At 58.4% G+C, this 14,207-nt stretch carries 12 protein-coding genes; 10 read left to right on the forward strand and 2 right to left on the reverse strand.

Annotated features, from left to right (window positions below; genetic code table 11):
* Positions 1-125: 125 nt before the first annotated feature.
* From malZ to INF77_RS18650, 3 genes are all read left to right on the forward strand, one after another.
* On the forward strand, positions 126-1,943 hold the full coding sequence (malZ, locus tag INF77_RS18640; RefSeq protein WP_193532866.1) for a maltodextrin glucosidase: 1,818 nt from the start codon (positions 126-128) through the stop codon (positions 1,941-1,943).
* A gap of 85 nt (positions 1,944-2,028) precedes the next feature.
* Positions 2,029-4,650 (forward strand): DUF2339 domain-containing protein, encoded by a 2,622-nt coding sequence (locus tag INF77_RS18645; RefSeq protein WP_193031426.1) that lies wholly within the window; start codon positions 2,029-2,031, stop codon positions 4,648-4,650.
* A complete protein-coding gene (locus tag INF77_RS18650) occupies positions 4,647-6,032 on the forward strand; it encodes a DUF3999 domain-containing protein (RefSeq protein WP_193031424.1) in 1,386 nt (461 codons plus the stop codon). Before INF77_RS18645 ends, INF77_RS18650 begins: the two co-directional genes overlap by 4 nt.
* A gap of 43 nt (positions 6,033-6,075) precedes the next feature.
* Here the strand turns inward: INF77_RS18650 and INF77_RS18655 are convergent, their stop codons facing one another.
* Together INF77_RS18655 and acpH are read right to left on the reverse strand one after the other, a co-directional pair.
* Positions 6,076-6,678, reverse strand: coding sequence for a peroxiredoxin (locus INF77_RS18655; protein ID WP_008503347.1), 603 nt, complete (start codon positions 6,676-6,678; stop codon positions 6,076-6,078).
* 127 nt (positions 6,679-6,805) lie between these two features.
* Positions 6,806-7,387 carry an ACP phosphodiesterase gene (gene acpH, locus INF77_RS18660; protein WP_193031422.1) on the reverse strand — a complete coding sequence of 194 codons (582 nt, stop codon included), beginning with the start codon at positions 7,385-7,387 and terminating at the stop codon, positions 6,806-6,808.
* Between the two features lie 92 nt (positions 7,388-7,479).
* Between acpH and queA the strand changes: the two genes are divergently transcribed.
* The 7 genes from queA to INF77_RS18695 all read left to right on the forward strand — a co-directional run bounded on the left by queA (position 7,480) and on the right by INF77_RS18695 (position 14,146).
* The gene (gene queA / locus INF77_RS18665) at positions 7,480-8,550 is read left to right on the forward strand and encodes a tRNA preQ1(34) S-adenosylmethionine ribosyltransferase-isomerase QueA (protein WP_028012140.1); all 1,071 of its coding nucleotides are present in this window, start codon (positions 7,480-7,482) and stop codon (positions 8,548-8,550) included.
* A 53-nt stretch (positions 8,551-8,603) separates the two neighbouring features.
* Positions 8,604-9,731, forward strand: a complete 1,128-nt coding sequence (gene tgt, locus INF77_RS18670; RefSeq protein WP_045259930.1) for a tRNA guanosine(34) transglycosylase Tgt — start codon at positions 8,604-8,606, stop codon at positions 9,729-9,731.
* A 22-nt stretch (positions 9,732-9,753) separates the two neighbouring features.
* Positions 9,754-10,086 (forward strand): preprotein translocase subunit YajC, encoded by a 333-nt coding sequence (gene yajC, locus INF77_RS18675; protein WP_000007630.1) that lies wholly within the window; start codon positions 9,754-9,756, stop codon positions 10,084-10,086.
* Between the two features lie 27 nt (positions 10,087-10,113).
* Positions 10,114-11,961, forward strand: a complete 1,848-nt coding sequence (gene secD / locus INF77_RS18680; RefSeq protein ID WP_072031998.1) for a protein translocase subunit SecD — start codon at positions 10,114-10,116, stop codon at positions 11,959-11,961.
* Positions 11,962-11,971: 10 nt separating this feature from the next.
* Positions 11,972-12,943 carry a protein translocase subunit SecF gene (secF, locus tag INF77_RS18685; RefSeq protein ID WP_028012143.1) on the forward strand — a complete coding sequence of 324 codons (972 nt, stop codon included), beginning with the start codon at positions 11,972-11,974 and terminating at the stop codon, positions 12,941-12,943.
* A 142-nt stretch (positions 12,944-13,085) separates the two neighbouring features.
* Positions 13,086-13,451: a VOC family protein gene (locus INF77_RS18690; RefSeq protein WP_193532867.1), complete on the forward strand. Its 366-nt coding sequence runs from the start codon at positions 13,086-13,088 to the stop codon at positions 13,449-13,451.
* A gap of 14 nt (positions 13,452-13,465) precedes the next feature.
* Positions 13,466-14,146, forward strand: a complete 681-nt coding sequence (locus tag INF77_RS18695; RefSeq protein WP_028012145.1) for a YafY family protein — start codon at positions 13,466-13,468, stop codon at positions 14,144-14,146.
* The last annotated feature ends 61 nt before the right edge of the window (positions 14,147-14,207 follow it).

Consider the following 14,207-nt stretch of genomic DNA (forward strand, 5'->3'; position numbering starts at 1 on the left):
CCCTCCCGGGAGAGGGGATTTTTGCCTCCTCCCCCGTCCTCCTCCCCCAATAAATTTCGTCATGGTGAGCTATCCTTAACCACCCTGTGGCAAGGTGACGTCAATTTCATCAGAGGGGATTCGTGATGTTAAATGCCTGGCACCTTCCGGTTGCCCCATTAGTTAAGCAAAACAAAGACAACCTTGTGATTACGCTCTGGCTGGCGGGGGAAAATCAGCCGGAACGCGTGACGCTCCGCGCCGAAATTGATAACGAAGAGACCGGGCTGAAAATGCACAAGCTGCGCAGCCAGCCGCAGCCGGGGATTACGGCGTGGCGGGCGAATATCGATTTGCGCAGCGGGCAGCCGCGCCGTCGCTATAGCTTTAAGCTTTTATGGAACAACCGCCAGCTGTGGTTTACCCCGCAGGGGTTTAGCCGTTTCCCTCCGGCCCGGCTGGAGCAGTTCGCCGTCGATTACCCGGATAACGGCCCGCAGTGGGTTAACGATCAGGTCTTTTATCAGATTTTCCCGGACCGCTTTGCGCGCAGCGAAAAACGCACCGCCGGCCAGGACAAGGTCTATTACCATCATGCCGCGGGTCACGACATCATCCTGAAAAAATGGGATGAACCGGTGACGGCGCAGGCGGGCGGCTCGACGTTCTACGGCGGCGATCTCGACGGCATCAGCGAAAAGCTGCCGTACCTGAAAAAACTCGGCGTGACGGCGCTGTACCTCAACCCGGTGTTTAAAGCCCCGAGCGTACACAAATACGATACCGAAGATTATCGCCACGTTGACGAGCAGTTTGGCGGTGACGAGGCGCTGCTGCGCCTGCGTAAGAACACCCAAAAAGAAGGCATGCGCCTCATTCTGGACGGTGTCTTCAACCACAGCGGCGATTCGCACGCGTGGTTTGACCGGCATAACCAGTCGATGGGGGGAGCATGCCATAACTCGGATTCGCCGCAGCGCGACTGGTACAGCTTTAGCGAGGAGGGCCGCGCGCTGGACTGGCTGGGCTACGCGAGCCTGCCGAAGCTGGACTTCCAGTCCCCGTCTCTGGTGAACGAGATTTACGGCGGGGAAGACAGCATCGTGCGTCACTGGCTGAAGGCGCCGTGGAATATGGACGGCTGGCGTCTGGACGTGGTGCATATGCTCGGTGAAGCGGGCGGGGCGCGAAATAACCTTCAGCACGTGGCCGGGATCGCGCGTTCGGCGAAAGCGGCTCAGCCGGAGGCGTTTGTCTTTGGCGAACACTTTGGCGACGCGCGCCAGTGGCTGCAAAACGATGCCGAAGATGCGGCGATGAACTATCGCGGTTTTACCTTCCCGCTGTGGGGATTCCTGGCTAACACCGATATCTCCTACGATCCGAACCATATCGACGCTGAAACCTGCGCCGCGTGGATGGATAACTATCGCGCTGGCCTGTCGCATCAGCAGCAGCTGCGGATGTTTAACCAGCTCGATAGCCACGACACCGCGCGCTTTAAATCCCTGCTCGGCAAGGATGTGGCGCGTCTGCCGCTGGCGGTCACCTGGCTCTTCACCTGGCCGGGCGTACCGTGCATTTACTACGGAGACGAAGTGGGGCTGGACGGCAACAACGATCCGTTCTGCCGCAAAACCTTCCCGTGGGAGGCAGAGAAACAGGATAAGGTGCTGTTCAGCCTGTATCAGCGGCTGGCGAAGCTGCGCAAACAGAGTCTCGCCCTGCGCTACGGCGGCTGTCAGGTGGCGTACGCCCACGATAATGTGGTGGTCTTTGTCCGCGTCTATAATCAGCAGCGCGTGCTGGTGGCGATTAACCGGGGCGAGGCCTGCGAAGTGGTGCTGGATGATTCGCCGCTGCTTAAGGTGGCGACGTGGACGAACAAAGAGGGTAAGGCGACGATACAGGATGGCGTGCTGGCGCTGCCTGCGGTATCCGCGACGGTCTGGCTCGGCAGCTAATGCGCTAAAGTTTCCCCTTTTAAGATGGCGCAAATGCAACGATTTGTGTCAATCTTAACGGATCGTTTACGGTGAAGGTGGAAACATGGACGAGCTTTACATCCTTGGCTGTTTATTCCTGGTTTTTGCGCTGCTGGTTGCCCCCGTGCTTGCGGTTATCGGGTTTAATCGAAGCACGGCGGCGCAGCAGGAGATCGCCCGGCTACGCCAGCGCATTGAGGTGCTTGAGCAGCGCGGCGCAGCTCAGGTAGCGCCGGAGACAGAACAGGTGCAAGCGGTCACTCCGGCTGTCGTGACCGCGCCTGTGGCTGAGGACGCGCCCGCGCCTGTCGATCCCTGGCGTCCCGACATTCCTACAGCCGAGGCAAAACCCGCTCCGGCCCCTGCGCCTGCGGCTAAGCAGCCTTCTGCCTTTGGCGGCATTGTGACGTCGCTGACGCGCTGGTTTATGCAGGGTAATCCCCTGGCGAAGCTTGGCATTCTGCTGCTCTTCCTCGGCCTCTCTTTCCTGCTGCGCTATACCGTTGAACACTCCCTGTTCCCGCTTGAGCTGCGCCTGGTGGCGACGGCGCTGTTTGCCATCGTGCTGCTGGCGGTTGGGTGGCGGCTGCGGCACAAGCAGCCGATCTACGCGCTTATCTTACAGGGCGGGGCGACGGGCATTCTCTACCTGACGGTCTTTGGCGCCTTCCGGCTCTGGCAGATGCTGCCGATGACGCTGGCCTTTGCGCTACTGGTGGTGATTTGCGCCGCGAGCGTTGGGCTGGCCGTGCTGCAGAAAGCGCTGAGCCTTGCCATGCTGGCGAGCCTCGGCGGGTATCTTGCGCCGCTACTACTATCTACCGGGGGCGGCAGCTTTGTGGCGCTGTTTTCCTTCTATCTCCTGCTTTCCATCGGCATTCTCGCCATCAGCATCTGGCAGCACTGGCGCGAGCTTAACCTGCTCGGGCTGCTCTTTACCTTTGGCGTGGGCGGCCTGTGGGGGCTGAGTGAGTACCAGCCTGAAGACTATTGGATCTGCCAGCTGTTCCTGATTGCCAATACGCTGATATTCGGCGTGCTGAGCGTGGCGCTGTCGCTGCGGGCGCAGGAGAAAGGAAAGCAGATTATTGACGGCGTGCTGCTGTTTGCCCCGCCGCTGATAGGCTTTGGGATGCAGTACGGTATGACCCGGCACTGGGAATATGGTCCGGCCCTGAGCGCTTTGGGATACGGCGCATTTTATCTGGCCCTCGCTTTCCTTGCGCTGCGCCGCTATCCGTCCATCGGGCGACCGCTGGTGATGGCGGCGCTGGCGATCGGCGGCGGGTTTGCCACGCTTGCGATTCCGCTCGCGCTCTCCGCGCGGTGGACGGCGATGGCCTGGGCGCTGGAGGGGTTGGGCATCCTCTGGCTGGGCGTACAGCAGCACCAGCGGCGCATGAGCTATAGCGGGACGGCGCTGCTGGGGCTGGCGCTCGGCAGCGCGCTGTGGGCGCAGATGAACGGCGTTACGCCGCTGAGCCTGCTGCTTATCTTCGCCATCCTCAGCCTTTGCTGGCTGGCTGCGGCCTGGCTGTGGCGGAACCTCTTTCTGCCGGTTAGCCGGGCGCTGCTGGCAGGCGGGCTGCTGTTCTGGCTCGTGGCGCTATTTGGCGCGTCGTGGCTGGTGTTGAAGCAGGAACTGCCTGTTCTGGCGGGCGTGCTGGCGCTGACGGCGGCGTCGGTCTGGGGCTGGCGGCAGGCTGCCGTTCGTCTGGCATGGCGGGAGCTGGATGCCAGCAAATGGCTGCTGTGGCCGCTGATGCTGGTGATGGTGGGCTATCAGCTCTCGCACCAGCAGATGTTTGCCGCCGGCTGGTCAAATCTGGCCTGGGGTATTGCGCTTCCCGCCGCGCTGATGCTGCTGCGGCGCGACGGCGCCCGTTTAGCGCCGCGCATCTCTATGGGGCTGCATCTGGCGCTGTTCTGGATGATATTACTGGCGCTGGCGGCGGAGCTTTACTGGTTTGCCCGGTCGCTGCCGTGGGGCATGGCGGCCTGGGGCAGCGGGCTGGCGATGGCCGCAGGCGGCGGGGTGATTATGGCGCTCTCTGCTGCGGTGCGCCGTCGCGGGTGGCCGTTCCGGGAGTGGCCCGCTCTCTACGCGTGCATAGCACCGATCCCCGTGCTCGCGGCGCTGCTGGTATTGCTGGTGGTGACCAATTTCCAGGACGGCGTAGTTTATCGTCAGACCTGGCTGCCGCTGGTGAACCCGCTTGAAGAAGGCGCGGCGTTCGCGCTGCTGGGGCTGGTGGTCTTTTACCGGGCGGTGGATCGCTACTACCCGACGCAGCTCTCGCTGGCCCGTCCGTGGCCTGCCGTCGCGATTATGGCGTTTGGCTTCTGGTGGCTTAACGGTGCGCTGATGCGCGCCCTGGCCTGGTACGGCGACGTGGCCTGGAATATGGCGTCGCTGTGGGATTCGCGGCTGATCCAGACCTCGTTTGCCCTGTTCTGGATGCTGAGCGCGCTGGTGATCATGGTCCACGCCACCCGTAGGGCTTCCCGTCAGGAGTGGCTTGGCGGTGCCGCGCTGCTGGGCGTGGTGATGGTTAAACTGATGCTGGTGGACAGCGCGGGTGGAGGCGGTCTGTCGCGTGCGGTGGCGTTTATCGGCGTGGCAATACTGGTGCTGATCGTGGGGTATTTCTCGCCGTTACCGCCCAAAACAGGAGATGAAAAATGAAATGGATGAAAGCGGTAGCTTGTACCGCTCTGCTGGCGCTTGCAGGCCCGGCGTTCTGCGACGAGGTACAAACGGAATCGCCCCGGGACTATGCCTTTGGCCGCTCGCTAGATACGTCTGCTCCTTCCCAGTGGTATCGGGTGACGCTGCCGCTCGCTGTCTATACGCAGAGCACGTCGCCGGATCTGCATGACGTTCGCGTCTTTAACCAGTCGGGCGAGCCGGTTCCTTTCAGCCTGGTCACCGCGACGCGTCCGCAGGTGGCAGCGCAATCCACGGCGCTGCGCCTCTTTCCTCTGGACGCCTCACCGCTTTCGCCTGCGCGTGGGGATGAGGGCAGCGATAAGATCCTGCTCCGTTCCGGAAACGGCGTAGAGATTGTGCTGGAGGGGCAAAAAGCCGCCGCAGCCGGGCAGCATTATCTGCTGACCCTGCCGGAGCAGTCTACGGGTGAGATTGCCCTGTCCCAGCTGCAGCTGCTCTGGAATACCCCGCAGGCGCCGTGGCAGGGAACGGCGTCGGTCTACTACAGCGAGGATCTTAAGCGCTGGTATACCCTGCGCGAGGATATGCCGCTGCTGGACGTGATGAGCGGGCAGGATCGTCTTAAGCTCGATCGGATCGATACCGATATCGTTTTGTCTCCCGATACGAATCGCTATCTCCTGGTCGTGCTGAATGCTCAGAGCCAGGGGGTGACCTTAACCGGCGTTAACGCGATTAGCGCTCCTGCGCGGGCGACGCCGGACGCGATCGCTCTTGAGGGGGTAGGGGAGCAGCTATCGACAAGCGAAGCGCAGTGGCACTGGGCGCAGCCGCAGCCGCTGAGTGCTATCAGCATTTTACTGAATGGCGACGGCGTCCTTCCCGTGGAGATAGCGTGGCGGAGTACGGAAAAAGACACATGGCACCCCCTGAAAAAAGAGGTGCTTTACCGTCTGGAGGGCAAAACGTCTCCACCGGTTTCGCTTAGCGGAGGCCTGGTGCAGGCGGTGAAAATCACGACGCTGAATGCGCGCCTGCCGGAATACCTGCCGGGCGTCACCGGGCATCGTGACCGCTATGATCTGGTGTTCAACGCGCAGGGAAAAGCGCCATACGTGCTTGCCTGGGGTAATGGCGCTGCAAAGCCTGCCAGCGTGGAGCCTGACATGCTGATCCCCGCCGACCTGCGCAAAACCTATGATATGGAGCACCTGCCGCAGGCCGACATTCTGGATGATGTCGCGTTAGGCGGCGAGGGGCGTCTGACCGCTACTTCTGCGTCCGAGCGGGAGAGCCGGATGAACGCGCTGCTGGTGTGGGGCGTGCTAATTGCGGGCGTAATTCTGCTGGCGGGAATGGCCTGGCGCATCTGGCGAGAGACGCAGCGTAAGGCATAAAAAAAGGCCCGCATAAGCGGGCCTTCTTCGTAAACCGTGCCGATTACAGGCTGGATACGTTCTCAGACAGGTATTTAGCAACGCCGTCTGGGGACGCAGCCATACCTTCTTTACCTTTTTCCCACTGAGCCGGGCACACTTCGCCGTGCTCTTCGTGGAACTGCAGCGCGTCAACCATGCGCAGCATTTCGTCGATGTTACGGCCCAGCGGCAGATCGTTCACAACCTGGTGACGAACGATGCCGTTTGCGTCGATCAGGAAGGAACCGCGCAGCGCAACGCCAGCGTCCGGATGTTCGATACCGTAAGCCTGCTGGATTTCGCGTTTGATGTCCGCAACCATTGCGTATTTCACCGCACCGATGCCGCCTTTGTCGACAGGGGTGTTACGCCATGCGTTGTGTACAAATTCAGAGTCGAAGGAGACGCCAACCACTTCCACGCCACGCTTCTGGAATTCTTCATAACGTTTGTCGAACGCGATCAGCTCAGACGGGCAAACGAAAGTGAAGTCCATTGGCCAGAAGAACAGAACGGTCGCTTTACCATTGGTGTGCTGTTTGAAGTTGAAGTTTTCAACGATTTCACCGTTGCCCAGAACTGCTGCAGCTGTAAAATCCGGAGCCGGACGAGTTACCAGAACCATATGATTCTCCTGTAGATACTAAGGTTATTTGGAACGCAACGCGAGCCAGTATAGAGAGTGTTCGTGGATAAGACAAAGAGGTGGTGACAATCGTTCCGCCAGCTTTTACCTATCAATGATCGTGCTGTCAGAGCTGCTTGTTTTTCGCCTGCGCCATCATGCGCGGATAAAACTGCCAGAATTGGCTCTCCAGCGCATCGTAATGCTCATCCAGGTCGTACCAGGAGTCCCGCAGCGCATCCAGCCGCGGGCGACGGCTCGCCATGCCATTCAAGACATTCTGGATAAAGTCCATCTCGCGATAGCGCTCCAGCCAGCGTTCCGACCACAGGTAGTTATTCAGATTCACAAAGCGCGGCGGCGAGTCGGGCAAAATGATCGACACCTGCTGGTGGGCGTAGCGCACAAACGCCGGCAACGGCATCTCCGGCGAGAGCTGTTCCCAGTGGCGAGACAGGAAGTGGTCCCACATCACGTCGAGCGTGATCGGCGCAACGCGGCGCGTTTCAGGGCGAAACCACGCTTTCGCTTCCGTCACCTCGGGCAGATTATCAGTGATGACATCAATGCGGCGGTGCAAAAAAATCCCGTCGACAACCTCGGGAGAATACGCTTCAGCGGGGTTGCCGCGCACGAAATCGGCCAGCAAATTGCCGGAAAGGGAGCTGTCAGCGAGGTGAGCGAGATGCAGGTGAGCGAGAAAATTCATGCGTTTTATTTGTCCAGTGGCGGCTAGTTGTTGCAGCAAAAGGGTGTGAGCACTAGACTATGCCGCCTGTTTTTAAGTCACGAGTATACGTCATGCGCGTCGCCGATTTCTCCTTTGAACTACCTGAATCCCTGATTGCTCACTATCCCATGCCTGAGCGCAGCAGCTGTCGCTTACTGTCACTGGATGGGCCAACGGGCGAGCTGACGCACGGTACTTTCACCGATTTGCTCGACAAGCTCAACCCTGGCGATCTGCTGGTCTTTAACAATACCCGCGTGATCCCGGCGCGCCTGTTTGGCCGTAAGGCCAGCGGCGGCAAGATTGAAGTGCTGGTCGAACGTATGCTCGATGATAAACGTATTCTGGCACATATTCGCGCTTCCAAAGCGCCGAAGCCGGGCGCGGAGCTGCTGCTGGGTGATGACGAAAGCATCAAGGCGACCATGACCGCGCGCCACGACGCGCTGTTCGAGGTGGCGTTCGACGACGAGCGCACGGTGCTCGACATCCTGAACGCCATCGGCCATATGCCGCTGCCGCCGTACATTGAGCGCCCGGACGAAGAGGCCGATCGCGAGCTGTACCAGACCGTCTACAGCCAGAAGCCTGGCGCGGTCGCGGCGCCAACCGCAGGTCTGCACTTTGATGAACCGCTGCTGGAAAAGCTGCGCGCGAAGGGCGTTGAGATGGCGTTTGTGACGCTGCACGTCGGCGCGGGCACCTTCCAGCCGGTACGGGTGGACAGCATTGAAGACCACATCATGCACTCCGAGTATGCCGAAGTGCCGCAGGATGTGGTGGACGCGGTGCTGGCGGCGAAAGCGCGCGGTAGCCGCGTCGTGGCCGTCGGTACGACGTCCGTGCGTTCACTGGAGAGCGCTGCGCAGGCAGCTAAAAACGGTCTTATCGAGCCGTTCTTTGGCGATACGCAGATCTTCATCTACCCGGGCTATCAGTACAAAGTGATTGACGCGCTGGTGACCAACTTCCATCTGCCTGAATCGACGCTGATTATGCTGGTCTCTGCGTTTGCGGGTTATCAGCATACGATGAATGCGTACAAGTCTGCGGTAGAACAAAAATATCGCTTTTTTAGCTACGGGGACGCGATGTTTATCACGTACAATCCGCTGGCTTTGAATGAGCGTGTCGGGGAATAAGTCCGCGGCACCGTATGACAACGTTGGACTGTTTTTCTGACGTCGGAGAAAAAATGAAATTTGAACTCGATACCACCGATGGCCGCGCGCGTCGCGGTCGCCTGGTGTTTGATCGCGGCGTGGTGGAAACCCCCGCGTTTATGCCTGTGGGCACGTACGGCACCGTAAAAGGGATGACGCCGGAAGAAGTTGAAGCCACGGGCGCACAGATTATCCTCGGCAATACCTTCCACCTGTGGCTGCGTCCAGGTCAGGAGATCATGAAGCTCCACGGCGATCTGCACGATTTTATGCAGTGGAAAGGCCCGATCCTGACCGACTCCGGCGGCTTCCAGGTCTTCAGCCTGGGCGATATCCGCAAGATCACCGAGCAGGGCGTACACTTCCGTAACCCGATCAACGGCGATCCGATTTTCCTCGATCCCGAAAAGTCGATGGAGATTCAGTACGATCTCGGCTCCGACATCGTGATGATCTTCGACGAATGTACGCCGTACCCGGCAGACTGGGACTACGCGAAACGCTCTATGGAGATGTCTCTGCGCTGGGCGAAGCGCAGCCGCGACCGTTTTGACTCCCTGCAGAACAAAAATGCGCTGTTCGGCATCATTCAGGGCAGCGTTTACGAAGATTTACGCGATATCTCTGTTAAAGGTCTGGTAGAGATAGGTTTTGATGGCTACGCTGTCGGCGGTTTGGCTGTGGGTGAGCCGAAGGAAGACATGCACCGCATTCTGGAGCACGTCTGCCCGCAAATCCCGGCGGATAAACCACGATACCTGATGGGTGTGGGTAAACCCGAAGATCTGGTGGAAGGCGTACGTCGCGGCATTGATATGTTCGACTGCGTGATGCCAACCCGCAACGCGCGTAACGGTCATCTGTTCGTTACCGATGGCGTGGTGAAAATCCGTAACGCGAAGCATAAGAGTGACACCAGCCCGCTCGATTCCGAGTGCGATTGCTATACCTGTCGCAATTATTCTCGCGCGTATCTGCATCATCTCGATCGTTGTAATGAGATTTTGGGCGCGCGTCTCAATACGATTCATAATCTTCGCTACTATCAGCGCTTAATGTCTGGTTTACGCAAGGCTATCGAAGAGGGTAAATTAGAGAGCTTCGTGACCGATTTTTACCAACGTCAGGGGCGGGATGTTCCACCGTTGAACGTTGATTAATATTAATAATGAGGGAATTTGAATGAGCTTTTTTATTTCTGATGCGGTAGCGGCAACAGGTGCTCCGGCGCAGGGCAGCCCGATGTCTCTGATTCTGATGCTGGTTGTGTTCGGTCTGATCTTCTACTTCATGATCCTGCGCCCACAGCAGAAGCGTACCAAAGAGCACAAAAAGCTGATGGACTCCATCGCGAAAGGCGATGAAGTGCTGACCAACGGTGGTCTGGTCGGCCGCGTAACCAAAGTGGCTGAAAGCGGCTACATTGCTATCGCCCTGAACGACACCACTGAAGTGGTTATCAAACGTGACTTCGTAGCTGCCGTTCTGCCGAAAGGCACCATGAAGGCGCTGTAATCCCAACTTTTCCCAAAGGGAACTGCCGTGTTAAACCGTTATCCTTTGTGGAAGTACATCATGCTGGTCGTCGTGATTATCGTCGGCCTGCTGTACGCGCTTCCCAACCTGTATGGTGAGGATCCGGCCGTTCAAATCACTGGCGCGCGCGGTGTCGCCGCCAGTGAGCAAACGCTGATCCAGGTCCAGAAAACGTTACAAGAAGAAAAAATTACCGCTAAGTCTGTGGCTCTGGAAGAGGGTGCAATTCTTGCTCGCTTCGACACCACCGACACGCAGCTCCGCGCTCGCGAAGCGCTGATGGGCGTGCTGGGTGACAAATATGTCGTGGCGCTTAACCTTGCTCCTGCAACCCCTCGCTGGCTGGCTGCGCTGAACGCAGAGCCAATGAAGCTGGGTCTTGACCTGCGTGGCGGCGTTCACTTCCTGATGGAAGTGGATATGGATACCGCGCTCGGCAAGCTGCAGGAACAGAATATCGACAGCCTGCGCAGCGATCTGCGCGACAAAGGCATCCCATACACTACCGTGCGTAAAGAAGATAACTACGGCATGAGCATCACGTTCCGCGACAGCGCGGCGCGCGATCAGGCTGTAGATTACCTGACCCAACGTCACCGTGACCTGGTGATCACCTCTCAGGGCAGCAACCAGCTGCGCGCGGTGATGACCGATGCGCGTCTGAAAGAAGCGCGTGAATATGCCGTTCAGCAGAACATCAACATTCTGCGTAACCGTGTAAACCAGCTGGGCGTGGCTGAGCCGCTGGTACAGCGTCAGGGTGCTGACCGTATCGTGGTTGAACTGCCGGGTATCCAGGATACCGCGCGTGCGAAAGAGATCCTCGGTGCGACCGCGACGCTGGAATTCCGTCTGGTGAACTCCAATGTCGATCAGTCTGCCGCGGCGTCTGGCCGTATTCCGGGTGACTCCGAAGTGAAACAGACCCGCGAAGGTCAGCCGGTTGTGCTGTACAAGCGCGTGATCCTGACCGGTGACCACATCACCGACTCCACTTCAAGCCAGGATGAGTACAACCAGCCGCAGGTCAACATTTCGCTGGATAGCGCGGGTGGTAACATCATGTCTAACTTCACCAAGGACAACATCGGCAAACCGATGGCGACCCTGTTCGTGGAGTACAAAGACAGCGGTAAGAAAGATGCAAACGGTCGTGCGGTGCTGGTGAAAGAGGAAGAGGTGATTAACATCGCCAACATCCAGTCTCGTCTGGGTAACAGCTTCCGTATTACCGGTATTAGTAACCCGAACGAAGCGCGTCAGCTCTCGCTGCTGCTGCGTGCCGGTGCGCTGATTGCGCCAATTCAGATTGTTGAAGAACGTACCATTGGTCCAACTCTGGGTATGCAAAACATCCAGCAGGGTCTGGAAGCGTGTCTGGCCGGTCTGGCGGTCTCTATCCTCTTCATGATCTTCTTCTATAAGAAGTTCGGTCTGATTGCGACCTCCGCGCTGATTGCAAACCTGGTGCTGATCATCGGCATTATGTCTCTGCTGCCGGGGGCGACGCTGACCATGCCGGGGATTGCGGGTATCGTTCTGACCCTTGCGGTGGCGGTCGACGCCAACGTACTGATTAACGAACGTATCAAAGAAGAGTTGAGCAACGGTCGCTCTGTCCAGCAGGCGATTGACGAAGGTTATAAAGGCGCGTTCAGCTCTATCTTCGATGCGAACGTAACAACACTGATTAAGGTTCTTATCCTGTATGCAGTGGGTACTGGCGCGATCAAAGGCTTTGCGATTACCACCGGTATCGGTGTCGCAACGTCAATGTTTACCGCTATTGTCGGCACCCGTGCCATCGTGAACCTGCTGTACGGCGGCAAGCGCGTCAAAAAGCTGTCTATCTGAGGAGTGCGTTGTGGCACAGGAATATACTGTTGAACAATTGAACCATGGCCGTAAAGTCTGGGACTTTATGCGCTGGGACTACTGGGCTTTCGGCATTTCAGGTTTACTGCTGATTCTGTCCATCATCGTTATGGGCGTGAAGGGCTTTAACTGGGGGCTGGATTTCACCGGTGGTACGGTCATCGAGATCTCCCTGGAAAAACCGGTCGATATGGACCAGATGCGCCTGTCTCTGCAGAAAGCGGGCTTTGAAGAGCCGCTGCTGCAGAACTTCGGCAGCAGCCGCGACATCATGGTGCGTATGCCGCCGGTGCACGATGCCAACGGCAGCCAGGAGCTGGGCAGCAAGGTCGTACAGGTCATTAACGAAACCACCAGCCAGAGCGCGGCGGTCAAGCGTATTGAGTTCGTCGGCCCGAGCGTGGGTGCGGACCTGGCGCAAACCGGCGCCATGGCGCTGCTGGTGGCGCTGATCTCCATCCTGGTGTACGTCGGTTTCCGCTTCGAGTGGCGACTGGCGGCCGGTGTGGTTATCGCCCTGGCGCACGACGTGGTGATCACCATGGGCATACTGTCTCTGTTCCACATTGAGATTGACCTGACCATCGTGGCATCCCTGATGTCCGTGATCGGTTACTCACTGAACGACAGTATCGTGGTATCTGACCGTATCCGTGAAAACTTCCGTAAGATCCGTCGCGGCACGCCGTACGAAATCTTTAACGTGTCGTTGACCCAGACGCTGCATCGTACCTTGATCACCTCCGGTACTACCCTGATGGTGATCCTGATGCTGTTCCTCTTCGGTGGCCCGGTGCTGGAAGGCTTCTCGCTGACCATGCTGATCGGTGTCTCCATCGGTACGGCGTCGTCTATTTACGTGGCGTCCGCTCTGGCACTGAAACTTGGCATGAAGCGTGAGCACCTGCTCCAGCAGAAGGTTGAGAAAGAAGGGGCGGATCAGCCGTCCATTCTGCCGTAAGGCGACGTTTAGCGCGTTATCTGAATCCCGGTCTGTTGACCGGGATTTTTTTAATCTGCTCCTGACAAACACTCCTGACAGTATGCTGTCAGGAGCCCTGCCGTAGACTCCTTCTGAACCCAAACAACAGGCAGGAGGATGTATGAAAAGCGTAATTAACTGGTTTGAAATTCCGGTTTCGGATATGAATCGCGCCATCAAATTTTATGAGCCGGTGATGCAGCTCGCGCTGCGTCGCGAGAAAATGGACATTGCCGAGCTGGCGGTTTTCCCGCATGAGGATCCCGCAACCGGAGGAGCGCTGGCAAAATTTGACGGCGTTACGCCCTCTTTGCAGGGCGCTATTATTTACCTGCATACTGACAATCTGGCGGCCACGCTCGATCGCATTGCCTCTGCGGGCGGCGAGTGCGTGTTTGGCCCGCTGGAACTGCCGCATGGTATCGGCACTATCGCACTGTTTACCGACAGCGAGGGTAACCGCGTCGGCCTTCATCAACCTGCCTGAGAGCGAATGACGTTATGACCCGACGCGCTGACCGTTTGTTTCAGATTGTGCAGATTCTGCGGGGCAGGCGTCTGACAACGGCAGCGCATCTGGCGGACCGGCTTGGCGTGTCCGAGCGCACGGTCTACCGCGATATCCGCGACCTGTCGCTTTCCGGCGTGCCGGTGGAAGGCGAGGCGGGAAGCGGATATCGGCTGATGTCGGGTTTTGACCTGCCGCCGCTGATGCTGACAAATAAGGAATCCGAAGCGCTGATGGTCGCGATTCGCCTGCTCAAAACCTGGGGAGGTGAATCGCTGTCGCGCGAGCTGGAGTCGGCCCAGGAGAAGGTGCTGGCTATTCTGCCCGAGGAGAGCCGCAGAAAGGCGGAGCAAACGCGTATCTACGCCCCGGATTTTTGCATGCAAAGCCACTCCCGCAGCGATTTTGACATGATTCACCAGGCGATTTCTGCTCAGCGCGTATTAGCGCTGCATTATCGTGATGAAGCCGGGCTACTCTCAAAACGTGAGGTACAGCCGCTGGGGTTGTTCTTCTGGGGGGAGCGCTGGCTGCTGGCGGCATGGTGTGAACGGCGCGATGACTACCGCTGTTTCCGGCTCGACCGGTGTCTCAATGTTGTAATGACGGAGAGGCGGTTCAGTGAGAGTGCGGACAGGTCTTTGGCGGATTTTTTGCGCAAGGTGAAGCAGTAAAAAGCCGGGTGGCGAGGTAAAAGCAAAACGGCAACGATGTTGCCGTTTTTTGTGTTTGCGC

This window comes from Enterobacter cloacae complex sp. P1B (assembly GCF_014982345.1).
Taxonomy (GTDB): Bacteria; Pseudomonadota; Gammaproteobacteria; order Enterobacterales; family Enterobacteriaceae; genus Enterobacter; species Enterobacter bugandensis.